Raw genomic sequence first — 22983 nt, 5'->3', positions numbered from 1 at the left:
GGCCCGTCGGTCTCTTGAGTTGTGGGCGCCCCGTGCGAGGGACGCAGGAGGCGGTGGTGACGCGGTCGAGCCCGCCGCGCCTCCTCGCCCCACGAGGGGAGGAGGAGGCACGACGGGCGGCAACTCAGTTAGACGCGACGACGCTTCGGCGGGCGGCAGCCGTTGTGCGCCTGCGGGGTGACGTCGTTGATCGAGCCGACCTCGAGGCCTGCGGCCTGGAGCGAGCGGATCGCGGTCTCGCGACCCGAGCCCGGGCCCTTGACGAAGACGTCGACCTTCTTGACGCCGTGCTCCTGCGCCTGACGCGCAGCCGACTCGGCCGCGAGCTGCGCGGCGAACGGGGTCGACTTGCGCGAGCCCTTGAAGCCGACGGCGCCGGACGAAGCCCAGCTCAGCACGGCACCCGAGGGATCGGTGATCGACACGATGGTGTTGTTGAACGTGCTCTTGATGTGGGCCTGGCCCACGGCGACGTTCTTCTTCTCTTTGCGGCGGGGCTTGCGCGCGGCCGACTTCGGTGCTGCCATTTTGATCTCCTACGAACCTAGAGGCGTACGGCGGGAGCCGGGGCCTAGCGAGCCTTCTTCTTGCCGGCGACGGTGCGCTTCGGGCCCTTGCGGGTACGCGCGTTCGTCTTGGTGCGCTGGCCGCGCACAGGCAGGCCGCGGCGGTGGCGGATGCCCTCGTAGCTGCCGATCTCGACCTTGCGGCGGATGTCGGCGGCGACCTCACGGCGGAGGTCGCCCTCTACCTTGAAGTTGCCCTCGATGTGGTCGCGGAGCAGGACGAGCTGGTCGTCCGTGAGGTCCTTGACGCGGATGTTGCCGTCGATCTCGGTCTCGGCGAGAGTCTTGAGCGCGCGGGTGCGGCCGACTCCGTAGATGTAGGTCAGTGCGACTTCGACGCGCTTGTCACGCGGGATGTCAACGCCTGCTAGACGTGCCATGGTGGCTTCTCCTCAGAGAGTGGTGGAGGTGTGACGCAGCACCGGTGCCCGGGCCTCCGCCCGGGGTGTCCCCCGCCGGACGGCGCGCGGGGCGACGTGTCGACGGGCTCTGGTGCTGCTCGTGGGGTGGTGCTGTGGGGCTCGGGAGCCCCGGCTGCTGCTGACCGCTGTCGCGGTCGAGCGTGGCCGCTGACTAGCCCTGACGCTGCTTGTGACGCGGGTTGCTCTTGCAGATGACCATGACGTTGCCCTTGCGGCGGATCACCTTGCAGTGCTCGCAGATGGGCTTGACGCTGGGGTTGACCTTCATCGTTGTTTCCTTGATCTCGCTGGCTTCGTGCCCCACGGGTGCGCGGGGCCGTTCCTTTCCAGCACGCCCTACTTGTAGCGGTAGACGATCCGGCCGCGGGTCAGGTCGTAGGGGCTCAGCTCGACGATCACACGGTCTTCGGGGAGGATGCGGATGTAGTGCTGACGCATCTTTCCCGAGATGTGGGCGAGAACCTTGTGACCGTTGGTCAGCTCGACGCGGAACATCGCGTTGGGCAGAGCTTCGATCACAGCTCCTTCGATTTCGATGACACCGTCTTTTTTGGCCATGGACTCACAGTCGCTCAGAGTTGGGGGTGTTGGTCGTGCGGGCAGTCGGCGCCCCGGGCACACAGATGTGGCCTGGGAACACCAAAGATCGATCCTAGGTGATGCCGCTACACTTCAGCAACCCGCCCGTCGACCCGACACGCCGAGTCGACGACGAGACGCCGACCAGGAGCTCCGCATGCCCCAGCAGACACGCACGCCCGGCCGCCGAGGCGCCGCCCGTCACGGTCGCCTCCGACGGCGAGGGCCGTTCCGGGCCCTGGTGACCCTCGTGGCCAGCGCACTGGCCGTGCTGCTCGTGAGCGGCGCCTCCTTGGCCGCCATCACCGCCCAGCAGCTCACCTCGTCGGTGACGTCGGTCGCCCTGGACAACGAGACGGCCGCCCCGAAGGAGATCTCGGCCATCCCCGGCGGCGCGAACATCCTCCTGATCGGCAGCGACCAGCGTGATCCCGGCAGCGCGGTGGACGCCGGCGTGGTCGACGGGGTGCGGAACGACGTCAACATCCTCCTGCACCTGTCCGAGGACCAGACCCAGCTCACGGCCGTGAGCTTCCCGCGCGACCTGATGATCGACCGCCCTGCGTGCACCGGCGACGACGGGGCGGCCCATCCGGCCGCCTCGTACCAGCAGTTCAACACCCTCTACGGCGACGGCGGCATCAGCTGCACGGTCGCCGCCGTCGAGAGCATGACGGGGCTGAGCGTCTACTACGCGGGCATGATCACCTTCGACGGCGTCATCGAGATGTCGAACGCTCTAGGCGGGGTCGACGTCTGCGTGACGCAGCGGATCCGCGACACCGACACCGGGCTCGACCTCTCGGCCGGCACCCACTCCCTGCAGGGCAAGGACGCCCTCGAGTTCCTCCGGACGCGCCACGGCGTCGGCGACGGGAGCGACCTCGCCCGCATCAGCTCGCAGCAGGTGTTCCTGTCGTCGATGATGCGCACGATCATCTCCGGCGGCACGCTCGGCAGCCCGACGACGCTCTACAAGCTGGCCTCGGCAGCGCTCGGCAACATGACGCTCTCGTCGTCCCTGAGCTCGCCCGACACGCTGGTGTCGCTCGCGCTCGCGCTGAGGAACCTGACCCCGGCAGACATCGTGTTCGTGCAGTACCCGGTGGTCGACGACCCCGACCAGGCCGGTCGGGTGATCCCCGCCGAGTCGGATGCCGCAGTGCTCGAGGCGGCGCTGCAGGCCGACCAGAAGTTCACGCTCGGCGATGAGGCGGTGGGCCGAGGCTCCACCGTGGACGAGTCGGCCGCGCCCGCACCTGCGCCCGAGACGCCCGCGCCCGAGGCCACCGGAACGACCGGCGCCGACGATGCGGGGACCACCGCACCGACGGAGCCGGCACCGGTCACGACGACACTGCCGTCGACGATCACGGGCCAGACGGCCGCCGAGGCGACCTGCTCGGTCGGGTCCTCGCGGGGCTGAGGCAGGCCCGACCATCGCCCCCACGCGCGGACGACGCACCAACGCGTCTCGTCTCGTCGACTGACGTGGCCTGACGACGCCTCAGGCGACGGGGACGGGCCGGACGCCGAGCGCGGCGAGGCCGGCTGCTCCCCCGTCGTGGGCCGTCGTGACCCAGATTCCGCCTTCGTGGACAGCCACCGAGTGCTCCCAGTGCGCGGCGTCCGAGCCGTCGACCGTGGACACGGTCCAGTCGTCGTCCTGGGTGACCGTGTCGCCGCCTCCTCGCGTGACCATGGGCTCGATGGCGACGACGAGGCCGGACCGCACCGCGGGGCCGCGACCCTTGATCCGGTAGTTGAAGACGGGCGGCTCCTCGTGCATCGACCGGCCGATGCCGTGGCCCGTGTAGTCCTCGACGATGCCGAACTCGCCCCGGGACTCCACGTGGTCCTCGACGGCGTCGCCGACCTCGTTGAGATGGCGGGCCACGGCCAGGGCCGCGATGCCGCGCCAGAGCGCCTCCTCGGTGACCTCGGCGAGGAGCCGCCGCTCGGCCACGAGCTCGGGGCGCGACGGGTCGTCGAGGACGAAGGTCCGAGCGCTGTCGCCGTTCCAGCCGTCGACCTCGGCGCCGCAGTCGACGGAGACGATGTCACCTGCCCGCAGGACGCGATCGCCGGGGATGCCGTGGACGACCTCCTCGTTCACGGAGGCGCAGATCGTGTGCCGGTAGCCCGGGACGAGCATGAAGTTGGGCACGCCTCCGCCTTCGCGGATCGCGCGCTCTGCCACGGCGTCGAGCTCACCGGTGGTGACCCCGGGTCGGATGACGGCAGCGACGGCGTCCAGCGCCTCCGCAGTCAGGACGCCCGGGCGCACCATGAGCCGGAGCTCGTCGGGGGTCTTGTAGATCCCGGGCTTGCGGAACGCCACGTCGGTCAGGACGCGGAGGCGGTGGGCCGGAAGCCGGCGCCCACGAGAGCGTCGTCGATGCGCGAGGCGACCTCGTCGATGGTGCCCAGGCCGTCGACCTCGACGAGCAGGCCGCGGTCGCGATACGTCTCGATCAGGGGAGCGGTCTCGCGGAGGTAGACGTCCTGCCGGTGGCGGATCGCCTCCTCCGTGTCGTCGGAGCGCCCCTGGTCGAGGGCGCGTCGGCGCAGGCGCTCGACGATCTCGTCACGATCGGCGACGAGCTGCACGACGGCCGCGAGGGCCTCGCCGCGACCGGCGAGGAACTCGTCGAGGAACTCGACCTGCTGCACGGTGCGCGGGTAGCCGTCGAGCAGGAACCCCTGCTCGGCGTCCGCCTCCGTCAGGCGGTCGCTGATGAGCTCGTTGGTCAGGCTGTCCGGGACGTAGTCGCCGGCGTCGAGGATCGCCTTGACCTTGAGGCCGAGATCGGTCTCGCCTGCGACGTTGGCCCGGAAGATGTCGCCCGTCGAGATCGCGGGGATGCCGAACGACTCGGCGATGCGCACCGCCTGGGTGCCCTTGCCCGCGCCGGGCGGACCGACGATCAGGAGGCGCGGCGCCGGGACCGACTGTGCACCGGTCATCGGAGGAGCCCCTCGTAGTGACGCTGCTGGAGCTGCGAGTCGATCTGCTTGACCGTCTCGAGGCCCACGCCGACGATGATCAGGATGCTCGCGCCGCCGAAGGGGAAGTTCTGGTTCGCGCCGACGGTGGCGAGGGCGATCAGCGGGATGAGCGCCACGATGCCGAGGTACAACGAGCCGGGCAGGGTGACCCGCGTCAGGACGTAGTCGAGGTACTCGGCCGTCGGACGGCCGGCACGGATGCCGGGGATGAACCCGCCGTACTTCTTCATGTTGTCAGCGACCTCTTCGGGGTTGAAGGTGATCGCGACGTAGAAGTAGGTGAACCCGACGATGAGCGCGAAGTACACGGCCATGTAGAGCGGGTTGTCGCCCGAGGTGAGGTTCGCCTCGACCCACGAGACCCACGCCGCCGGAGCGGTGCCGTCGGTGGGCCGGTTGAACTGGGCGACGAGGGCAGGCAGGTACAGCAGCGACGAGGCGAAGATGACGGGCACGACGCCGGCCATGTTGACCTTGATCGGGATGTAGGTGTTGTTGCCCCCGTACGTCCGCCTGCCGACCATGCGCTTGGCGTACTGGACGGGCACTCGCCGCTGCGACTGCTCGACGAACACGACGGCGGCCATGATGACCAGTCCGACCGCGATGACCATGAGGAAGATCTCGAAGCCGCGGGCCTGGGCGATGCTCCAGAGGGCCGTGGGGAAGCGGGCCGCGATCGACGTGAAGATGAGGAGCGACATGCCGTTGCCGATGCCGCGCTCGGTGATGAGCTCGCCCATCCACATGATGAGGCCGGTGCCGGCGGTCATGGTGATGACCATGAGGAGCACGGCGTACCAGGCGTCGTTCGTGATGAGCTGCTGGCACTCCGCGGCGCCGGAGCCCGCGAAGAGCGTGCCGGAGCGGGCGACGGTGATGAGGGTGGTCGACTGCAGGATGCCCAGCGCGATGGTGAGGTACCGCGTGTACTGGGTCAGCTTGGCCTGGCCGGACTGGCCCTCCTTGTAGAGGGTGTCGAAGTGCGGGATCACCACGCGCAGCAGCTGCACGATGATCGACGACGTGATGTAGGGCATGATGCCCAGCGCGAACACGGACAGCTGCAGCAGTGCGCCGCCGCTGAAGAGGTTCACGAGCTCGTAGAGGCCCGACGTGCCCTGGCTGCCGGCGAGGCAGAGCTGCACGTTCTGGTAGTCCACGAACGGAGCAGGGATGAAGGACCCCAGCCGGAAGAGCGCGATGATGCCGAGCGTGAACCCGATCTTGCGGCGAAGGTCGGGCGTGCGCATGATGCGCGCGACAGCTCTGAACATGGTGGGCCTCCCGGTGTGAAGGATAGACGACTGAAGGGGGTGGCCCTGACGGACCACCCCCTCAGGGCATTACTTGGTGACGGATCCGCCTGCGGCGACGATCTTCTCTTCGGCAGAGCCGGAGACCTTGTCGACCGCGACGGTCAGCGCGACGCTGAGGTCGCCCTGACCCAGGACCTTGACCTTCTCGTTCTTGCGGACGGCGCCCTTGGCGACCAGGTCGACGATGGTGACGTCGCCTCCCTGGGGGTAGAGCTCGCCGAGCTTCTCGAGGTTCACGACCTGGTACTCGACGCGGAACGGGTTCTTGAACCCGCGCAGCTTCGGAGTACGCATGTGCAGCGGCATCTGGCCGCCCTCGAAGCCGACCTTGACCTGGTACCGGGCCTTCTGGCCCTTGGTGCCACGTCCGGCCGTCTTGCCCTTCGAGCCCTCACCGCGTCCGACGCGGGTCTTCGCCTTCTTGGCACCGGGAGCCGGGCGGAGGTGGTGCACCTTGAGCACCTGCGGACGCGCGACGTCCGACGAGCCGGCCGGGGCCGACGTCGTGCTGGACGCCGTCGACGCGGCGGCCTTGTCGGCAGCCGGCTTCTTGGCGGCGGCCTTGGGGGCAGCAGCCTTGGTGGTCGTCGCCTTGGGGGCGGCGGCCTTCTTGGGAGCGGCCTTCGCGGCCGGCTCCTTCTTCTCGTCAGCCATTAGTCAATCTCCTCGACCTTCACGAGGTGAGCGACCACGTTGACGTAGCCACGGTTCTGCTTGGTGTCCTCGCGAACGACCGAGTGGCCGATCCGCTTGAGGCCCAGGCTCCGCAGCGTGTCACGCTGGTTCTGCTTCTCGCTGATTACGGACTTGATCTGGGTCACCTTGAGGTTGGCGGCCATCAGGCACCTGCCTTCTCGGTCGCGGCGGTGCGCGCTGCGTCCTCTGCACGCTGCAGGAACGCCGGCATCACCTGGTCGATGTCGAGGCCACGACGGGCCGCGACGGCACGAGGCTCCTCGAGGAGCTTCAGCGCAGTGACGGTCGCGTGCACGATGTTGATCGTGTTGGACGAGCCGAGCGACTTGCTGAGCACGTCGTGGATGCCGGCGCACTCGAGCACGGCGCGGACGGGACCACCGGCGATGACACCGGTACCGGCCGAGGCCGGACGCAGCATCACGACGCCAGCAGCAGCCTCGCCCTGCACGGGGTGCGGGATGGTGTTGCCGATGCGGGGGACGCGGAAGAAGTTCTTCTTCGCCTCCTCGACGCCCTTGCTGATGGCGGTCGGGACCTCGCGGGCCTTGCCGTAGCCGACGCCGACGAGTCCGTTGCCGTCACCGACGACGACGAGCGCCGTGAAGCTGAAGCGACGACCGCCCTTGACGACCTTGGACACGCGGTTGATGGTGACGACGCGCTCCAGGAACTGGCTCTTGTCGTCACGGTCGCCGCGGCCACGGCCACCGGCGTTGCGGTCTCCGCGGCCCTGACCGCCGCGACGGTCGGTGCGACCGCCTTCGCGGTTGTTGGACTCCGAGCCGGCAGCCGTCTCGACGGGGCGCTCGACGACGGCCTCGGCGGGAGCCTTGGCGGCCTCCGTCGTCGCCTCGGCCGGGGCCTCGGGGGGAGTGGTGTTCGTAGCGTCGCTCACAGGTTCAAACCAGCCTCTCGGGCGCCTTCGGCGATGGCCGCGACGCGTCCGGCGTACTTGTTGCCGCCGCGATCGAACACGACGGCCTCGATGCCCGCGGCCTTCGCACGCTCGGCGACGAGCGCGCCGACCTTGCGGGACTTAGCGGTCTTGTCACCGTCGAACGTGCGCATGTCGGCCTCGAGGGTCGAGGCGCTGGCGACGGTGAAGCCCTTGCTGTCGTCGACGACCTGCACGAAGACGTGACGGGCCGAGCGGGTGACGACGAGACGGGGGCGCTCTTCGGTGCCCACGACCTTCTTGCGCAGGCGGGTGTGACGGCGCTTGGTGGCTGCCGACTTGGACTTTCCTCGTGTACCGAGACCCATGATTACTTACCTGACTTTCCGGCCTTGCGGCGGACGACCTCGCCGGCGTAGCGGACACCCTTGCCCTTGTAGGGCTCGGGCTTGCGCAGCTTGCGGATGTTGGCGGCGACTTCGCCGACGGCCTGCTTGTCGATGCCGACGACCGTGAGCTTGTTGTTGCCCTCGACCGTGAAGCTGATGCCCGCGGGCGGCTCGACGGTGATGGGGTGCGAGTAGCCGAGCGCGAACTCGACGTTCGAGCCCTTCGCCTGCACGCGGTAACCGGTGCCGACGACCTCGAGGCCCTTGGTGTAGCCCTGGGTCACGCCGATGATCTGGTTGGCGATGAGGGTACGGGTCAGGCCGTGCAGGGCACGCGACTCACGCTCGTCGTCGGGACGCGTCACGACGACGGTGCCCTCTTCGAGCTTGGCTTCGATGGGGCTCTTGACGACGAGCGCGAGCTCGCCCTTCGGGCCCTTGACCGAGACGGCCTGGCCGTCGATCTTCACGTCGACCCCGGCAGGGATCGAGATGGGGAGTCTTCCGATTCGAGACATGGCGGGTTACCACACGTAGGCGAGGACTTCTCCGCCTACGCCCTTCTTCTCGGCCTCACGGTCGGTCAGCAGACCGGAGGAGGTGGACAGGATCGCCACGCCGAGGCCACCGAAGACCTGGGGGATCTCGGTCGACTTCGCGTACACCCGGAGACCGGGCTTCGAGACGCGCTTGATGCCCACGATGGAGCGCTGGCGGTCGGGGCCGTACTTGAGGTCGATGGTGAGGGTCTGGCCCACACGGGCGTCCTCGACCTTCCACGACTCGATGAAGCCCTCACGCTTGAGGATCTCAGCGATGTGGGACTTGAGCTTGCTGCTGGGGAGCGAGACGGTCTCGTGGTGAGCCGAGTTCGCGTTGCGCAGTCTGGTCAGCAGGTCTGCGACCGGATCTGTCATCGTCATGCGGTTGATCTCTTCCTCATCCGGTTTCGACATCCGGTACACCGGGTGCCGACCTCGATGATCGGGCGGTCACGGAGCGATTCTCCGGGACCTCAGGGGAACGGTCGGCAACTCCGATGTGGAGTTGCCGACCGGACGATCTTAGTTGGCCTGGTCGGCCGTGCGGAACGGGAAGCCGAGAGCCTTGAGCAGAGCCCGGCCCTCGTCGTCGTTCCGGGCCGTGGTGACGACGGTGATGTCGAAGCCACGGACACGGTCGATGCGGTCCTGGTCGATCTCGTGGAACATGCTCTGCTCGTTGAGGCCGAAGGTGTAGTTGCCGTTGCCGTCGAACTGGCGGTCGCTGAGACCACGGAAGTCGCGGATGCGCGGCAGCGCCAGCGAGAGCAGTCGGTCCAGGAACTCCCAGGCACGGTCGCCACGCAGCGTGACGTGAGCGCCGATGGCCTGGCCCTCACGCAGCTTGAACTGCGCGATCGACTTGCGCGCCTTGGTGACCTGCGGCTTCTGACCCGTGATGGCGGTCAGGTCCTTGATGGCGCCGTCCATGATCTTGCTGTCGCGAGCTGCCTCGCCGACACCGGTGTTCACGACGATCTTGACCAGGCCGGGGACCTGGTGGACGTTCGTGAAACCGAAGTCGCTCTTCAGCTGCGGCAGGATCTCGGCGCGGTACTTCGCCTTGAGGCGGGGCAGCGCGGCCGGCGTGCTCGTGGTGGTGTCAGTCATCAGAGGTTCTCTCCCGACGCCTTGGCGTAGCGGACGCGGACGGTCTTGGTGACGCCGTTCTTCGTGACCGTCTCTTCGCGGAAGCCGACGCGGGTCGGCTTCTTGGTCTTGGGGTCGACGATTGCGACGTTCGAGACGTGGAGGGGGGCCTCGTGCGTCTCGATGCCACCGGTCTTGGTGCCGCGCTGCGTCTGGCCGACGCGCACGTGCTTCGTGACGAGGTTGACGCCCTCGACCACGACGCGGTTGCGCTCGACGAGGACCTCGAGGACCTTGCCCTGCTTGCCGCGGTCGCCGCCGCGGGCCTGGGTCGCCCCGGTGATGACCTGCACGAGGTCACCCTTCTTGATGTTTGCCATGACTTAGATAACCTCCGGCGCCAGCGAGATGATCTTCATGAACTTCTTGTCGCGAAGCTCGCGACCGACCGGTCCGAAGATGCGCGTGCCACGGGGGTCGCCATCGGCCTTCAGGATCACTGCGGCGTTCTCGTCGAACTTGATGTAGGAGCCGTCCGGACGACGGACCTCCTTCTTGGTGCGAACGATGACGGCCTTGACGACGTCACCCTTCTTGACGTTGCCGCCGGGGATCGCGTCCTTGACGGTCGCCACGATCACGTCACCGAGTCCGGCGTAACGACGGCCGGAGCCACCGAGGACGCGGATGGTGAGGATCTCCTTGGCGCCGGTGTTGTCGGCGATCTTGAGGCGGGATTCCTGCTGAATCACTTCTGTCTCCTTCTACGCGAGCAGACCGCGAGGCCTACTTCGCCCTCTCGAGGATCTCGACCAGGCGCCAGCGCTTGGTGGCGCTGAGCGGACGGGTCTCGCTGATCACGACGAGGTCGCCGACGCCGGCCGCGTTGGCCTCGTCGTGGACCTTCACCTTGGAGGTGCGGCGGATGACCTTGCCGTACAGGGGGTGCTTCACGCGGTCCTCGACCTCGACGACGATGGTCTTGTCCATCTTGTCGCTGGTCACGTAGCCGCGACGGGTCTTGCGGTAGCCGCGGACCTCGACGGCTGCCGAGTCGACCTCGGTCTTGTTCTCGGTGGCCATTACTTCTCCTCGGCAGTCTCGACGGTGTCGGCGGCGGGCGCCTCGTCGGCGGCGGCAGCCTTCTTGGTCGACTTCTTGGTCGCCTTGGGGGCGGCCTCGACCGGGGCGGGGGTGGCACGGATGCCGAGCTCGCGCTCACGCAGGACCGTGTAGATGCGAGCGATGTCGCGCTTCACGGCGCGCACGCGGCCGTGGTTCTCGAGCTGGCCGGTGGCCGACTGGAAGCGCAGGTTGAACAGCTCTTCCTTGGCCTTCTTCAGCTCGTCGACGAGACGCTCGTCTTCGAAAGTGTCGAGCTCGACAGGACGGAGCTCCTTGGAACCGATCGCCATTATGCGTCGCCCTCCTCGCGCTTGATGATGCGTGCCTTGAGGGGCAGCTTGTGGATTGCACGAGTGAGCGCCTCCTTGGCGATCTCCTCGCTGACGCCGCTGAGCTCGAAGAGCACGCGACCCGGCTTGACGTTGGCGACCCACCACTCGGGCGAGCCCTTGCCGGAACCCATGCGGGTCTCGGCGGGCTTCTTCGTGAGGGGACGGTCGGGGTAGATGTTGATCCAGACCTTGCCGCCACGCTTGATGTGACGCGTCATGGCGATACGAGCGGACTCGATCTGACGGTTGGTCACGTAGGCGGGCGTGAGTGCCTGGATGCCGTACTCACCGAAGCTGACCTTGGTGCCACCAGTGGCCTGGCCGCTACGGCCGGGGTGGTGCTGCTTGCGGTGCTTGACACGACGGGGGATAAGCATGGTTACGCCTCAGCTCCTGTGGTGGCGGGTGCCTTCTGCTCGCGGGGGGCGCGGTCGCTGCCCCCGCGACGTGCACCGTCACGGTCGTTGCGGCGCTCGGGGCGAGACGACTTCTGGTTCGCCTGCTCGCGCGCGAGCTCCTTGTTGGTGATGTCGCCCTTGTAGATCCAGACCTTGACACCGATGCGACCGAAGGTGGTCTTGGCCTCGTAGAAGCCGTAGTCGATGTTGGCGCGGAGGGTGTGCAGGGGCACACGGCCCTCGCGGTAGAACTCCGAGCGGCTCATCTCGGCGCCGCCGAGGCGACCCGAGACCTGGATCCGGACGCCCTTGGCGCCGGCGCGCTGGGCGCCCTGGAGGCCCTTGCGCATCGCACGCCGGAACGCCACACGAGCAGCGAGCTGCTCGGCGATGCCCTGCGCGACGAGCTGAGCCTCGGCCTCGGGGTTCTTGACCTCGAGGATGTTCAGCTGGATCTGCTTGCTCGTGAGCTTCTCGAGGTCGCCGCGGATGCGCTCGGCCTCGGCGCCACGACGCCCGATCACGATGCCCGGACGGGCCGTGTGGATGTCGACGCGGACGCGGTCACGGGTGCGCTCGATCTCGATCTTGGCCACGCCGGCGCGGTCGAGCGAGGTCTTGAGCAGCGTGCGGATCTTGATGTCCTCGGCGACGTAGTCGCTGTAGCGCTGACCGGCCTTGGTGCTGTCGGTGAACCACCGCGACACGTGGTCGGTGGTGATGCCCAGACGGAAGCCGTACGGGTTGACTTTCTGGCCCATTACTTGCTCGCCTTCTTCGTAGCAGCGGCAGCCTCGACCTCATCCGGCGTCGCGAGGACGATCGTGATGTGGCTGGTGCGCTTCAGGATCTGGAAGGCACGCCCCTGGGCACGCGGCTGGAACCGCTTGAGGGTCGCGCCCTGGTCGACGAATGCACGGCTCACGTAGAGGTCCTGCTCGTCCAGGTAGCTGTTGTCCTTGTCCGCCTTGACACGCGCGTTGGCCATGGCCGACGCGACGAGCTTGTAGACGGGCTCGCTGGCGCCCTGGGGCGCGAACTTCAGGATGGCCAGGGCCTCGAGGGCCTGCTTGCCGCGGATCAGGTTGACGACGCGACGGGCCTTCATGGGGGTGACGCGGATGTGACGCACGCGTGCGATCGACTCCACCATTTCTCTCCTCCTTACGTCGCCGCGTTAGCGGCGACGACCCTTCTTGTCGTCCTTCACGTGGCCGCGGAAGGTGCGGGTGGGCGCGAACTCGCCGAGCTTGTGGCCGATCATGCTCTCGGTCACGAACACGGGGATGTGCTTGCGCCCGTCGTGCACGGCGATGGTGTGTCCCAGCATGTTGGGGACGATCATCGAACGGCGCGACCAGGTCTTGATGACGTTCTTGGTGTTGGCCTCGTTCTGCGTGACGACCTTGCGAAGCAGGTGGTCATCGACGAAGGGGCCCTTCTTAAGACTGCGTGGCATCTTCTACAACTCCTACTTACGCTTCTTGCCAGCGTTACGACGGCGGACGATGAGCTTGTCGCTCTCCTTGTTGGGGTGGCGCGTGCGGCCCTCTTTCTGGCCCCACGGGCTGACCGGGTGGCGTCCACCGGAGGTCTTGCCCTCACCACCACCGTGCGGGTGGTCGACGGGGTTCATGGCGACACCACGGACGGTCGGGCGGACGCCCTTCCAGCGCATGCGGCCGGCCTTGCCCCAGTTGATGTTCGACTGCTCGGCGTTGCCGACCTCGCCGATGGTGGCGCGGCAGCGTGCGTCGACGTTGCGGACCTCGCCCGACGGCAGGCGGAGCTGCGCGTAGGGGCCGTCCTTGGCGACGAGACGCACCGAGGCACCAGCCGAGCGGGCCATCTTCGCGCCGCCGCCGGGCTTGAGCTCGATCGCGTGGATGATGGTTCCGACCGGGATGTTCTTGAGCGGCAGGTTGTTGCCGGGCTTGATGTCGGCGCCGGGACCCGACTCGACGATGTCGCCCTGCGACAGCTTGTTCGGCGCGATGATGTAGCGCTTCGAGCCGTCGACGAAGTGCAGGAGCGCGATGCGCGCCGTGCGGTTGGGGTCGTACTCGATGTGAGCGACCTTGGCGTTGACGCCGTCCTTGTCGTTGCGACGGAAGTCGATCACGCGGTACTGGCGCTTGTGGCCACCACCGATGTGACGCGTCGTGATCCGACCGGCGTTGTTGCGGCCACCGCTCTTGGAGAGCGGACGGAGCAGCGACTTCTCCGGGGTGGAACGCGTGATCTCCGCGAAGTCGGCGACCGACGAACCGCGACGACCAGGAGTCGTGGGCTTGTACTTACGAATAGCCATTTTGTTTTCCCTCCGGGCCCTAGCCGACAGCCGTGAAGATGTCGATGGAGCCCGACTTGAGCGTCACGATGGCGCGCTTGGTGTCCTTGCGCTTGCCGGTGCCGAAGCGGGTGCGACGGGTCTTGCCGACGCGGTTCAACGTGTTGATGCTGTCGACCTTGACGTCGAAGATCTTCTCGATCGCGAGCTTGATCTCGGTCTTGTTCGACCGCGGGTCGACGATGAAGGTGTACTTGCCCTGATCGATCAGGGAGTAGCTCTTCTCGGAGACGACGGGCGCGATGATGACGTCGCGGGGGTCCTTGCCGTAGCCGCTCATGCGGTGGCCTCCTTCTTGCTCTTCGAGGCGACGAAGCCGTCGAAGGCGCTCTTCGTGAAGACGATGTCGTCGCTGACGAGGACGTCGTAGGCGTTGAGCTGGTCGAACGTGATCACGTGGACCGTGGGCACGTTGTTGACGCTCTTGCGGGTGAGCGCGTCGTCGCGGTCGATGACGACCAGGACGTGCTTGCTCGACGAGATCGTCGAGAGCAGCTCGAGTGCGACCTTGGTCGACACCGTGTCGGCGACGAAGCTCTCGACGACGTGCACGCGAGCACCGCGGGCACGGTCGGACAGAGCGCCGAGCAGAGCAGCGGCGATCATCTTCTTGGGGGTGCGCTGCGAGTAGTCACGCGGCTGCGGACCGTGGACGATGCCACCGCCGGTCATCTGGGGAGCACGGATCGAGCCCTGACGAGCGCGGCCGGTGCCCTTCTGCTTGAACGGCTTGCGGCCGGCACCGGAGACCTCGCCGCGACGCTTGGTCTTGTGCGTGCCCTGGCGAGCGGCGGCCTGCTGGGCGACGACGACCTGGTGGATGAGCGGCACGTTCGTGACGACGTCGAAGATCTCGCCGGGCAGCTCGACCGTGCTGGTCTTCACGCCCTTGGCGTCGAGGACGTCCACCGAGGTGGCCGTTGCGTTGATGGTGGCCATGAGCTACTTCCCCTTCACGGCGGTGCGGACGAAGACGATGCGGCCACGAGCGCCGGGGACGGCGCCCTTGACGAGCAGCAGACCCTTCTCGGCGTCGACGGCGTGCACCGTGAGGTTGAGGATGGTGACGCGGTCCCCACCCATGCGACCGGCCATGCGCATGCCCTTGAAGACACGGCTGGGGGTCGACGAAGCACCGATCGAGCCGGGCTTGCGGTGGTTGCGGTGCGCACCGTGCGAGGCGCTGACGCCCTTGAAGTTGTGACGCTTCATGACACCGGCGAAGCCCTTGCCCTTGGAGGTGCCGACGACGTCGACCTTCTGGCCGGCCTCGAAGGTCGCGGCCGTGAGCTCCTGGCCGAGCGCGTACTCGGCAGCGTCGGCGGTGCGGACCTCGGTGAGGTGGCGGCGGGGCGTGACGCCCGCGGCGTCGAAGTGGCCCGTGGCGGGCTTGTTCGACTTGCGGGGGTCGATGGGGCCGGCGGCGATCTGGACGGCGCTGTAGCCGTCCTTCTCGAGCGAGCGGATCTGGGTCACGACGTTGGGAGCGATCTCCACGACGGTGACGGGGACGAGCTTGTTGTTCTCGTCCCAGACCTGGGTCATGCCGAGCTTCTTGCCCAGGAGGCCCTTGACGTTCTTGGTGCTGCTGATGGTCATGGTCGCCTCCCCTAGAGCTTGATCTCGATGTTGACGTCGGCCGGGAGGTCGAGGCGCATGAGCGAGTCGACTGCCTTGGGCGTCGGGTCGACGATGTCGATGAGGCGCTTGTGCGTGCGCTTCTCGAAGTGCTCGCGCGAGTCCTTGTACTTGTGGGGCGAACGGATCACGACGACCACGTTCTTCTCGGTCGGCAGCGGCACGGGGCCGACCACCGTGGCGCCCGCGCGGGTGACCGTGTCGACGATCTTTCGCGCGGAGGTGTCGATGACCTCGTGGTCGTACGACTTCAGCCGGATGCGGATCTTCTGTCCCGCCATGTGTGACTCTCTCTCGTTCGGACGTCGCGCACCTCGGGGGCCGCCTGACGCTGTTCGCTGGGCGAACATCTGGCTCTACACGATCTCCGAGGGCTGTCGCCCTCGCGTACCGCTGTTCTGGTGTCAAGCCATCTCGGGAACGATGCGGGCGGCCGCCCGACGGGTTCCGCGCGAGAGGACCTCGGGGAGGTCATCATCGTGTCCACCGTCGCGCAGAGCTCGGCCCTGGCGGTGTTCCTGTGTGAGATGTGTCCTGCTACCCGCGGCCCAGACGTCTTGCGTCTGTGCACTGCCTGGCAGTGATCCGGCACTCGCGCACGGCGAGCTCGGAATGTTGAACTAGACGATTTTGCCACACCTGGGCACAAGCTGCAACCCGGGCGTGTCGTGGATGTCGGCCACGCTGTCGAGGGGGCCGGACGGGCCCCCTCGGGTCTTCCTCAGGCCGTCGTCAGGCCGTCTCGGCGGGGCGGAACCACGGCGGGTAGACCGCCACGCGAGGGGCCGCACCCCCGGCCTCGACCAGCAGCTGCTTGACCCGGTCGCGCATCTTGTCGTTCGGGACGCCGATCAGCATGACGGAGTCGAGCGGGACGGCGTGCGGGACGAGCACCTCGGGCTCGAGCAGGTCGGGGTCGGCGAGCGAGAAGCGGCGCACCATCGAGGAGGCGGCGTCGACGCCAGCCGCCGAGCGGACCCCCTGCACGGCGGCGTCGCGCTCGGTGACGACGAAGTCGTCCTCCAGCGCGGTCACGGGCACGACGAGCATCACGAAGTCGGTCGCCTTCGCGCTGCGGGCGGCGTCGGACCACTCGTAGCCCTCGGCACCCGAGCGGAGGACCTCCCACGCGGAGGCGTGCGGCGAGAGGGAGAAGGGCACGTGCGCGGCCACGGCGGAGCCGGAGGCGGTCGTCACGCCGGCGCGGAGGGCGCGTGTCGCCTCGGAGCTCACGTCGAGGACGGGGGCCGCCTCGGCGGCGGGGACGAGCTCGCCCGCGGCGAACACGGCGGGCAGGTTGCTCACGTGGGTCCAGTGGTAGACGCGCTGCGCCTCGAACGCGGGCGCGACGCGAGCGGCGGACTGCGCAGCGACCGCCACGGCGGCGGAGTCCCGGGCGAGGGCCGGCGTGCTGCGCAGCGACTCGGGCTTGCGCGACGGCGCGCGGCGCTTGGTGACCAGCGTCCGTGCCTGCCCGTCAGCGTCGAGCAGGGGCTCCCGCTTGCGCGGTGCGCAGATGTCGCACAGCTCTCGCTCGAAACCGTGGATGCACTCGTCAGTCACTGCAGTTGGTCCTCTCGAGCGCCCGACTCGAACGGACGCAACCCTCTACGGTACGTCATGGGGCCACCCGCTCGCGACCGCCCGTGGGGCGGCGGGGCGCCTCCTCGTCCCCGGGTCAGCGAAAGAGCAGCGACCGCACCTCGGTCTCCGCCGACCCCAGGCGGCCGGGGTCGATGGTCTCGCCGTGCAGGTAGGCGTCCACGAGACGGGGGTCGACGTACGACGAGCGGGCGACGGACGGGGTGTTGCCGAGCACGTCGGCCGCGTCGCGCATGGCCTGCGACACGGCAGCCTTCCTCCGGCCCGCTCCCGCCTGCGGGCCCGTCCTCGCGAGGCTGACCGCGGCGGCGACGGTGCCGTGAAGGGTGCGGAAGTCCTTGGCCGTGAAGTCGTCCCCCGCGCGGAGCTTCACGTACTCGTTGATCTCGGAGGCGTGCAGCGGTCGCCAAGGAGAGCCTGCCTCGGGACGCCAGGCGAGCAGGCGAGCCCGTCCGCCGCGCTGCTTGCAGCTGCGCACGACCGTCGCGAGGTCGTGGTCTCGGATCTCGGAGTCCCAGTCCTGGCCGCTCTTGCCCGGGAAGGCGAGCGAGACGACGTCGCCCGACACCTTCGCGTGCGCGCACAACAAGGTGCTGAGGCCGTGGCTGCCGTGCTGCTCGGCGTACCGCTCCGACCCGACCCGCAGGGAGCCGGTGTCGAGCATGCGGAAGGCCGCCGCGAGGGCGCGGTCACGTACCGGCTCATCGAGGCGCAGGTCGCGGGTCACGAGACGTCGCGCCGCGGGGAGGGACTCGGCCAGGGCGAGGGCGCGGTCGAACTTGAGGCGGTCCTTCTGCTCACGCCAGGTCGGGTGGTAGATGTACTGGCGCCGCCCGGCGCCGTCGACGCCCGTCGCCTGGATGTGCCCGTTCGCGTACGGGGCGATCCAGACGTCCGTCCAGGCAGGGGGGATGCCCAGGTGCTCGCACCGCTCACGGAGCTCGGGGTCGGTGACGGTGGCGCCGTCCGCGTCACGGTAGGTGAAGCCCGCCCCGCTCCGGACGCGCGTGAGGCCCGGGGAGCTCGAGTTCGTCCTGCGGAGGCGCGGCATCAGTCGATCGAACCACCGAGGCAGGCCGCGTGGTCGGCCCCGGCACAGGAGACGCCCCGCCCTGGAGAGGACGGGGCGTCGGGAGGACCTGGGCTACTGGTCGCCGATCTTCTTGTCGGCCTGCTCTTTCGCCTGAGCGATCTTGTCGCTGTACTTGCCCCCGGTGGCCTTGTCGGCGGCGCCGGCGACGGCGTCGAGGATCGTGTCGCTGACGCCCTCGGCCTTCTCGCTCTTCAGGGCGTCCTGGACCTTGCCGTCCTTCAGGAACTCCTGGGCCTTCTTGGTGATGTCGTCGAAGCCTGCCATGGTGCGCCTCCTCTGGGCCGGCATCTCCGGCTCGCCACCACTCTGCCGCGAAAGGGCGATCGACGCACCCCCTTCGTGCCCCCGGCGCACGACGAGAGGGGCCGGGCCCTCTCGGGCCCGACCCCTCTCGGGTGTTCGGGTGGTGCTGGTGCGGCAGGTGCTACTTGAGGATCTTGACGACCGTGCCGGCGCCGACCGTGCGGCCACCCTCGCGGATGGCGAAGCGCAGGCCCTCTTCCATGGCGATGGGCTGGATCAGCTGGACGGTGATCTCAGTCGTGTCGCCGGGCATGACCATCTCGGTGCCCTCGGGCAGCGTGATGACACCCGTGACGTCGGTGGTGCGGAAGTAGAACTGCGGGCGGTAGTTCGCGTAGAACGGGTTGTGACGGCCGCCCTCGTCCTTCGAGAGGATGTAGACGTTCGCCTCGAACTCGGTGTGGGGCGTGATCGAGCCGGGCTTGACCACGACCTGGCCGCGCTCGACGTCCTCGCGCTTGGTGCCGCGGAGGAGGAGTCCGACGTTCTCACCGGCGCGCGCGTCGTCGAGGGTCTTGCGGAACATCTCGATGGCGGTGACGGTCGTCTTGGACGACTTCTCCTTGATGCCGACGATCTCGACCTCGTCGTTCGGCTTCAGGATGCCGCGCTCGACACGACCGGTGATGACGGTTCCACGACCGGTGATCGTGAAGACGTCCTCGACGGGCATGAGGAAGGGCTGGTCCGTGGCACGGACGGGCTCGGGGACGTTCTCGTCGACCTGGTCCATCAGGTCGGCGACCGTGGCGGCCCACTTCTCGTCGCCCTCGAGGGCCTTGAGAGCGGAGACCTGCACGACGGGGGCGTTGTCGCCGTCGAAGTCCTGGCTGGAGAGGAGCTCGCGCACCTCGATCTCGACGAGCTCGAGGATCTCCTCGTCGTCGACCATGTCGGACTTGTTGAGGGCCACGACGATGTAGGGCACGCCGACCTGGCGGGCGAGCAGGACGTGCTCACGCGTCTGGGGCATCGGGCCGTCGGTGGCGGCGACCACGAGGATCGCGCCGTCCATCTGAGCCGCGCCGGTGATCATGTTCTTGATGTAGTCGGCGTGACCGGGAGCGTCGACGTGAGCGTAGTGACGCTTCTCCGTCTGGTACTCGACGTGCGAGATGTTGATCGTGATGCCGCGCTGCTTCTCTTCGGGCGCGTTGTCGATCTGGTCGAAGGCCGACGCCTCGTTGAGGGTCGGGTACTTGTCGTGCAGCACCTTGGTGATCGCCGCGGTGAGCGTGGTCTTGCCGTGGTCGACGTGACCGATCGTTCCGATGTTGACGTGCGGCTTGGTCCGCTCGAACTTGGCCTTAGCCACTGTGGGTCCTCCTCAGGACTCGGTTGCAGTGGGGCCGGGGGCCGGGTCGATGACCCGGCCTACCGGACACTGCGGATTGGTGTGTGTACATGTTACGCGGTCGAGGAACGGCCGCGAGATTCGGGACTATTCGCCCTTGTTCTTCTGGATGATCTCCTCGGCGACGGCCGAGGGGACTTCCTGGTACGACTCGAACGTCATCGAGTAGACGGCACGACCCGAGGTCTTCGACCGCAGGTCTCCGACGTAGCCGAACATCTCCGACAGCGGCACGCTGGCCCGAACGACCTTCACACCACTGGCGTCTTCCATCGACGAGATCTGCCCGCGTCGCGAGCTGAGGTCGCCGATGACGTCGCCCATGTACTCCTCGGGCGTACGCACCTCGACCGCCATGAGCGGCTCGAGGAGAACGGGCTGGGCCTTGCGAGCCGCCTCTTTGTAGGCGATCGACCCAGCGATCTTGAAGGCCATCTCCGACGAGTCGACGTCGTGCGCCGCACCGTCGAGGAGCAGCGCCCGGACGCCCACCGTCGGGTAGCCCGCGAGGACTCCGACCTGCATGGCGTCCTGGATGCCGGCGTCCACCGAGGGGATGTACTCCCGCGGGACGCGGCCGCCGGTGACCTTGTTGACGAACTCGTAGGTCGACTCGGCCGTGACCTCGAAGGGCTCGAGCGCGATCTGGACCTTGGCGAACTGACCCGACCCACCGGTCTGCTTCTTGTGGGTGTAGTCGTAGCGCTCGATGCCCTTCTTGAGCGTCTCGCGGTAGGCCACCTGCGGCTTGCCGACGTTCGCCTCGACGTTGAACTCGCGCTTCATGCGGTCGACGAGGATGTCGAGGTGGAGCTCGCCCATGCCCTTGATGACCGTCTGGCCGGTCTCGGCGTTGAGCTCGACGCGGAACGTCGGGTCCTCCTCGGCGAGCTTCTGGATGGCCAGCGAGAGCTTCTCCTGGTCGGCCTTCGTCTTCGGCTCGATGGCGACCTCGATGACGGGCTCGGGGAACGTCATCGACTCGAGCACGATCTGCTCGGACGGGTCGCACAGCGTGTCACCGGTGGTGGTGAACTTCAGGCCGATGACCGCGTAGATGTGGCCGGCGGTGACGCTGTCGACCGGGTTCTCCTTGTTGGAGTGCATCTGGAAGATCTTGCCGATGCGCTCCTTCTTGTCCTTGGTCGAGTTGATGACCTGGGCACCCGACTCGATCGAGCCGGAGTACACGCGGACATAGGTGAGGCGACCGAAGAAGGGGTGCACCGCGACCTTGAAGGCGAGGGCCGAGAACGGCTCGCTCGACTCGGGCTTGCGGATGATGATCTTCTCGGCGTCACGGACGTCGTGGCCCTCCATGGGAGGCACGTCGAGCGGCGAGGGGAGGTAGTCGATGACCGCGTCGAGCATCGGCTGGACGCCGCGGTTCTTGAACGCGGAGCCGCAGAAGATCGGGTAGAGCTCGCTGTTGACCGTCATCTTGCGGACAGCGCCCTTGATCTCGTCGATCGTGAGCTCTTCGCCGCCGAAGTACTTCTCGAGCAGCACGTCGTCCGACTCGGCGACCGTCTCGAGGAGCTTGGCGCGGTACTCCGCGGCCTTCTCCTTGAGGTCGTCCGGGATCTCCTCGATCTCGTACTTCGCACCCAGCTCGACGTCTCCCTTGGAGTCGCCGCGCCACGTCAGCGCGCGCATCTCGACCAGGTCGACGACGCCCTCGAACGAGGACTCCGCACCGATCGGGAGCTGCATGACGAGGGGCTTGGCACCCAGGCGGTTGATGATCGTGTCGACCGTGAAGTAGAAGTCGGCGCCGAGCTTGTCCATCTTGTTGACGAAGCAGATGCGGGGCACGTCGTACTTGTCGGCCTGACGCCAGACGGTCTCGGACTGGGGCTCGACGCCCTCCTTGCCGTCGAACACGGCGACCGCGCCGTCGAGGACGCGGAGCGAGCGCTCGACCTCGACCGTGAAGTCGACGTGGCCGGGGGTGTCGATGATGTTGATCTGGTTCTTGTTCCAGAAGCACGTCGTCGCGGCGGACGTGATCGTGATGCCGCGCTCCTGCTCCTGCGCCATCCAGTCCATCGTGGCCGCACCGTCGTGGACCTCACCGATCTTGTGGGTGATGCCGGTGTAGTACAGGATGCGCTCGGTCGTCGTCGTCTTGCCAGCATCGATGTGCGCCATGATGCCGATGTTGCGGACCTTGTTCAGGTCGGTGAGCACGTCCTGTGCCACAGGTTCCTCCGAAGGGGTAGGTGGGGAAAGCGGGAGCCGAGGAGGCGCGGTGCACGTCGTGCGCACACCGCGCCTCCGTGGCTGTTACCAGCGGTAGTGCGCGAAGGCCTTGTTCGCCTCGGCCATCTTGTGAGTGTCCTCACGGCGCTTGACAGCGGCGCCGAGGCCGTTGGAGGCGTCGAGGATCTCGTTCATGAGGCGCTCGGTCATCGTCTTCTCGCGACGAGCCTTGGCGTAGGTGGTGAGCCAGCGGAGCGCGAGCGTGTTCGCGCGGTGCGGCTTGACCTCGACGGGGACCTGGTAGGTCGAGCCGCCGACGCGGCGCGAACGCACCTCGAGGGTCGGGCGCACGTTGTCGAGCGCCTTCTTCAGCGTGACGACGGCATCCTGGTCGTTCTTGGCGGAGACGCCGGCGAGAGCACCGTAGACGATGCGCTCGGCGAGGCCCTTCTTGCCGTCGAGGAGGATCTTGTTGACGAGCTGGCTGACGATCGGCGCACCGTAGACCGGGTCGGCGACGACGGGGCGCTTGGGCGCGGGTCCTTTACGAGGCATTACTTCTTGTCCTTCTTCGCACCGTAGAGGCTACGAGCCTGCTTGCGGTTCTTCACGGCCTGGGTGTCGAGGGCGCCACGGACGATCTTGTAGCGCACGCCGGGGAGGTCCTTCACACGACCGCCGCGCACAAGCACCATCGAGTGCTCCTGCAGGTTGTGGCCCTCGCCGGGGATGTAGGCGGTGACCTCGGTGCCGTTGGAGAGCTTCACACGGGCGACCTTGCGGAGCGCGGAGTTCGGCTTCTTGGGGGTGGTGGTGTACACGCGGGTGCACACGCCACGCTGCTGGGGGTTGGACCGCAGGGCGGGGGCCTTGGTCTTGACGACCTTCGGCGTGCGTCCCTTGCGGACCAGCTGCTGGATGGTTGGCACTGGTTCTCCTTGGTTGCGCTCTGCTCTCGGCCGGTGCTGCGCCGTGCAGTGCTCTGCTCTGTCCGACCGGATGGTCGGCGTCCTCGTCTCGTCGGGACCGGGCCAGATGAGGCCCTGCCCCGCCCGGCGACCGCCGCGTGACGAGCAC

The 22983-nt window shown here is 67.8% G+C and carries 35 protein-coding genes; 1 reads left to right on the top strand and 34 read right to left on the bottom strand.

Features of this window, described 5'->3' with window-relative positions:
* Positions 1 to 128 precede the first annotated feature (128 nt).
* The 4 genes from rpsK to infA all read right to left on the bottom strand — a co-directional run bounded on the left by rpsK (position 129) and on the right by infA (position 1546).
* Entirely contained in the window at positions 129 to 527 is a 399-nt protein-coding gene (rpsK, locus tag IFT90_RS01900) for a 30S ribosomal protein S11 (RefSeq protein ID WP_055799944.1), read from the bottom strand.
* Positions 528 to 571: 44 nt separating this feature from the next.
* A complete protein-coding gene (rpsM, locus tag IFT90_RS01895; protein ID WP_056057338.1) occupies positions 572 to 946 on the bottom strand; it encodes a 30S ribosomal protein S13 in 375 nt (124 codons plus the stop codon).
* 193 nt (positions 947 to 1139) lie between these two features.
* On the bottom strand, positions 1140 to 1256 hold the full coding sequence (rpmJ, locus tag IFT90_RS01890) for a 50S ribosomal protein L36 (RefSeq protein WP_043593327.1): 117 nt from the start codon (positions 1254 to 1256) through the stop codon (positions 1140 to 1142).
* Between the two features lie 68 nt (positions 1257 to 1324).
* Complete coding sequence (infA, locus tag IFT90_RS01885; RefSeq protein WP_055857193.1) at positions 1325 to 1546, bottom strand: translation initiation factor IF-1; 222 nt, start codon at positions 1544 to 1546, stop codon at positions 1325 to 1327.
* Positions 1547 to 1724: 178 nt separating this feature from the next.
* Between infA and IFT90_RS01880 the strand changes: the two genes are divergently transcribed.
* Positions 1725 to 2993, top strand: a complete 1269-nt coding sequence (locus IFT90_RS01880; protein ID WP_192040733.1) for an LCP family protein — start codon at positions 1725 to 1727, stop codon at positions 2991 to 2993.
* A gap of 81 nt (positions 2994 to 3074) precedes the next feature.
* Here the strand turns inward: IFT90_RS01880 and map are convergent, their stop codons facing one another.
* From map to rpsL, 30 genes are all read right to left on the bottom strand, one after another.
* Entirely contained in the window at positions 3075 to 3908 is an 834-nt protein-coding gene (gene map / locus IFT90_RS01875; RefSeq protein WP_192040732.1) for a type I methionyl aminopeptidase, read from the bottom strand.
* A 5-nt stretch (positions 3909 to 3913) separates the two neighbouring features.
* Positions 3914 to 4534: an adenylate kinase gene (locus IFT90_RS01870; protein WP_192040731.1), complete on the bottom strand. Its 621-nt coding sequence runs from the start codon at positions 4532 to 4534 to the stop codon at positions 3914 to 3916.
* Positions 4531 to 5853 carry a preprotein translocase subunit SecY gene (gene secY, locus IFT90_RS01865; protein WP_123547701.1) on the bottom strand — a complete coding sequence of 441 codons (1323 nt, stop codon included), beginning with the start codon at positions 5851 to 5853 and terminating at the stop codon, positions 4531 to 4533. The genes IFT90_RS01870 and secY overlap by 4 nt, the downstream gene beginning before the upstream one ends.
* Positions 5854 to 5922: 69 nt before the next feature.
* Positions 5923 to 6549, bottom strand: a complete 627-nt coding sequence (rplO, locus tag IFT90_RS01860) for a 50S ribosomal protein L15 (protein WP_123547700.1) — start codon at positions 6547 to 6549, stop codon at positions 5923 to 5925.
* The gene (rpmD, locus tag IFT90_RS01855) at positions 6549 to 6734 is read right to left on the bottom strand and encodes a 50S ribosomal protein L30 (protein WP_123547699.1); all 186 of its coding nucleotides are present in this window, start codon (positions 6732 to 6734) and stop codon (positions 6549 to 6551) included. Before rpmD ends, rplO begins: the two co-directional genes overlap by 1 nt.
* On the bottom strand, positions 6734 to 7489 hold the full coding sequence (rpsE, locus tag IFT90_RS01850) for a 30S ribosomal protein S5 (protein ID WP_123547698.1): 756 nt from the start codon (positions 7487 to 7489) through the stop codon (positions 6734 to 6736). Before rpsE ends, rpmD begins: the two co-directional genes overlap by 1 nt.
* Entirely contained in the window at positions 7486 to 7857 is a 372-nt protein-coding gene (gene rplR, locus IFT90_RS01845) for a 50S ribosomal protein L18 (protein ID WP_123355181.1), read from the bottom strand. Before rplR ends, rpsE begins: the two co-directional genes overlap by 4 nt.
* A gap of 2 nt (positions 7858 to 7859) precedes the next feature.
* Entirely contained in the window at positions 7860 to 8396 is a 537-nt protein-coding gene (gene rplF, locus IFT90_RS01840) for a 50S ribosomal protein L6 (protein ID WP_123547697.1), read from the bottom strand.
* 6 nt (positions 8397 to 8402) lie between these two features.
* A complete protein-coding gene (gene rpsH / locus IFT90_RS01835) occupies positions 8403 to 8801 on the bottom strand; it encodes a 30S ribosomal protein S8 (RefSeq protein WP_123547696.1) in 399 nt (132 codons plus the stop codon).
* A gap of 141 nt (positions 8802 to 8942) precedes the next feature.
* Positions 8943 to 9530 carry a 50S ribosomal protein L5 gene (rplE, locus tag IFT90_RS01830; RefSeq protein ID WP_123547695.1) on the bottom strand — a complete coding sequence of 196 codons (588 nt, stop codon included), beginning with the start codon at positions 9528 to 9530 and terminating at the stop codon, positions 8943 to 8945.
* Complete coding sequence (gene rplX, locus IFT90_RS01825; protein WP_133738230.1) at positions 9530 to 9889, bottom strand: 50S ribosomal protein L24; 360 nt, start codon at positions 9887 to 9889, stop codon at positions 9530 to 9532. Before rplX ends, rplE begins: the two co-directional genes overlap by 1 nt.
* 3 nt (positions 9890 to 9892) lie before the next feature.
* Complete coding sequence (gene rplN, locus IFT90_RS01820) at positions 9893 to 10261, bottom strand: 50S ribosomal protein L14 (protein WP_043593350.1); 369 nt, start codon at positions 10259 to 10261, stop codon at positions 9893 to 9895.
* A gap of 34 nt (positions 10262 to 10295) precedes the next feature.
* On the bottom strand, positions 10296 to 10592 hold the full coding sequence (rpsQ, locus tag IFT90_RS01815; protein WP_133738229.1) for a 30S ribosomal protein S17: 297 nt from the start codon (positions 10590 to 10592) through the stop codon (positions 10296 to 10298).
* Positions 10592 to 10924 carry a 50S ribosomal protein L29 gene (gene rpmC, locus IFT90_RS01810; protein WP_123547692.1) on the bottom strand — a complete coding sequence of 111 codons (333 nt, stop codon included), beginning with the start codon at positions 10922 to 10924 and terminating at the stop codon, positions 10592 to 10594. The genes rpsQ and rpmC overlap by 1 nt, the downstream gene beginning before the upstream one ends.
* Entirely contained in the window at positions 10924 to 11343 is a 420-nt protein-coding gene (gene rplP, locus IFT90_RS01805; RefSeq protein WP_043593355.1) for a 50S ribosomal protein L16, read from the bottom strand. Before rplP ends, rpmC begins: the two co-directional genes overlap by 1 nt.
* Positions 11344 to 11345: 2 nt before the next feature.
* Complete coding sequence (gene rpsC / locus IFT90_RS01800; protein ID WP_123547691.1) at positions 11346 to 12125, bottom strand: 30S ribosomal protein S3; 780 nt, start codon at positions 12123 to 12125, stop codon at positions 11346 to 11348.
* A complete protein-coding gene (gene rplV, locus IFT90_RS01795) occupies positions 12125 to 12517 on the bottom strand; it encodes a 50S ribosomal protein L22 (protein WP_123547690.1) in 393 nt (130 codons plus the stop codon). The genes rpsC and rplV overlap by 1 nt, the downstream gene beginning before the upstream one ends.
* Before the next feature lie 24 nt (positions 12518 to 12541).
* A complete protein-coding gene (gene rpsS / locus IFT90_RS01790; RefSeq protein WP_123547689.1) occupies positions 12542 to 12823 on the bottom strand; it encodes a 30S ribosomal protein S19 in 282 nt (93 codons plus the stop codon).
* 12 nt (positions 12824 to 12835) lie between these two features.
* A complete protein-coding gene (rplB, locus tag IFT90_RS01785; protein ID WP_123547688.1) occupies positions 12836 to 13675 on the bottom strand; it encodes a 50S ribosomal protein L2 in 840 nt (279 codons plus the stop codon).
* Between the two features lie 19 nt (positions 13676 to 13694).
* Positions 13695 to 13994, bottom strand: coding sequence for a 50S ribosomal protein L23 (gene rplW, locus IFT90_RS01780; protein WP_123547687.1), 300 nt, complete (start codon positions 13992 to 13994; stop codon positions 13695 to 13697).
* Positions 13991 to 14653, bottom strand: coding sequence for a 50S ribosomal protein L4 (gene rplD, locus IFT90_RS01775; protein ID WP_123547686.1), 663 nt, complete (start codon positions 14651 to 14653; stop codon positions 13991 to 13993). The genes rplW and rplD overlap by 4 nt, the downstream gene beginning before the upstream one ends.
* 3 nt (positions 14654 to 14656) lie before the next feature.
* A complete protein-coding gene (gene rplC, locus IFT90_RS01770; protein ID WP_191330343.1) occupies positions 14657 to 15307 on the bottom strand; it encodes a 50S ribosomal protein L3 in 651 nt (216 codons plus the stop codon).
* A gap of 17 nt (positions 15308 to 15324) precedes the next feature.
* A complete protein-coding gene (gene rpsJ / locus IFT90_RS01765; RefSeq protein ID WP_043593369.1) occupies positions 15325 to 15633 on the bottom strand; it encodes a 30S ribosomal protein S10 in 309 nt (102 codons plus the stop codon).
* Positions 15634 to 16084: 451 nt separating this feature from the next.
* Entirely contained in the window at positions 16085 to 16915 is an 831-nt protein-coding gene (locus tag IFT90_RS01760; RefSeq protein WP_192040730.1) for a DarT ssDNA thymidine ADP-ribosyltransferase family protein, read from the bottom strand.
* 115 nt (positions 16916 to 17030) lie between these two features.
* A complete protein-coding gene (locus tag IFT90_RS01755; RefSeq protein WP_192040729.1) occupies positions 17031 to 18005 on the bottom strand; it encodes a DNA topoisomerase IB in 975 nt (324 codons plus the stop codon).
* 93 nt (positions 18006 to 18098) lie between these two features.
* Positions 18099 to 18311, bottom strand: coding sequence for an Rv0909 family putative TA system antitoxin (locus IFT90_RS01750; protein ID WP_192040728.1), 213 nt, complete (start codon positions 18309 to 18311; stop codon positions 18099 to 18101).
* A gap of 160 nt (positions 18312 to 18471) precedes the next feature.
* Complete coding sequence (gene tuf, locus IFT90_RS01745) at positions 18472 to 19665, bottom strand: elongation factor Tu (RefSeq protein ID WP_192040727.1); 1194 nt, start codon at positions 19663 to 19665, stop codon at positions 18472 to 18474.
* A 126-nt stretch (positions 19666 to 19791) separates the two neighbouring features.
* Positions 19792 to 21906: an elongation factor G gene (gene fusA / locus IFT90_RS01740; RefSeq protein WP_192040726.1), complete on the bottom strand. Its 2115-nt coding sequence runs from the start codon at positions 21904 to 21906 to the stop codon at positions 19792 to 19794.
* 84 nt (positions 21907 to 21990) lie between these two features.
* Positions 21991 to 22461 (bottom strand): 30S ribosomal protein S7, encoded by a 471-nt coding sequence (rpsG, locus tag IFT90_RS01735; protein ID WP_123547680.1) that lies wholly within the window; start codon positions 22459 to 22461, stop codon positions 21991 to 21993.
* Complete coding sequence (gene rpsL / locus IFT90_RS01730; protein ID WP_043593380.1) at positions 22461 to 22835, bottom strand: 30S ribosomal protein S12; 375 nt, start codon at positions 22833 to 22835, stop codon at positions 22461 to 22463. Before rpsL ends, rpsG begins: the two co-directional genes overlap by 1 nt.
* Positions 22836 to 22983: the final 148 nt, after the last annotated feature.

Origin of the sequence: Frigoribacterium sp. CFBP 8766, from assembly GCF_014841435.1 — a bacterium.
Classification (GTDB): Bacteria; Actinomycetota; Actinomycetes; order Actinomycetales; family Microbacteriaceae; genus Frigoribacterium.
The sequence above is the reverse complement of the archived record's forward strand: the minus strand, read 5'-3'. Positions and strand labels throughout refer to the sequence as shown.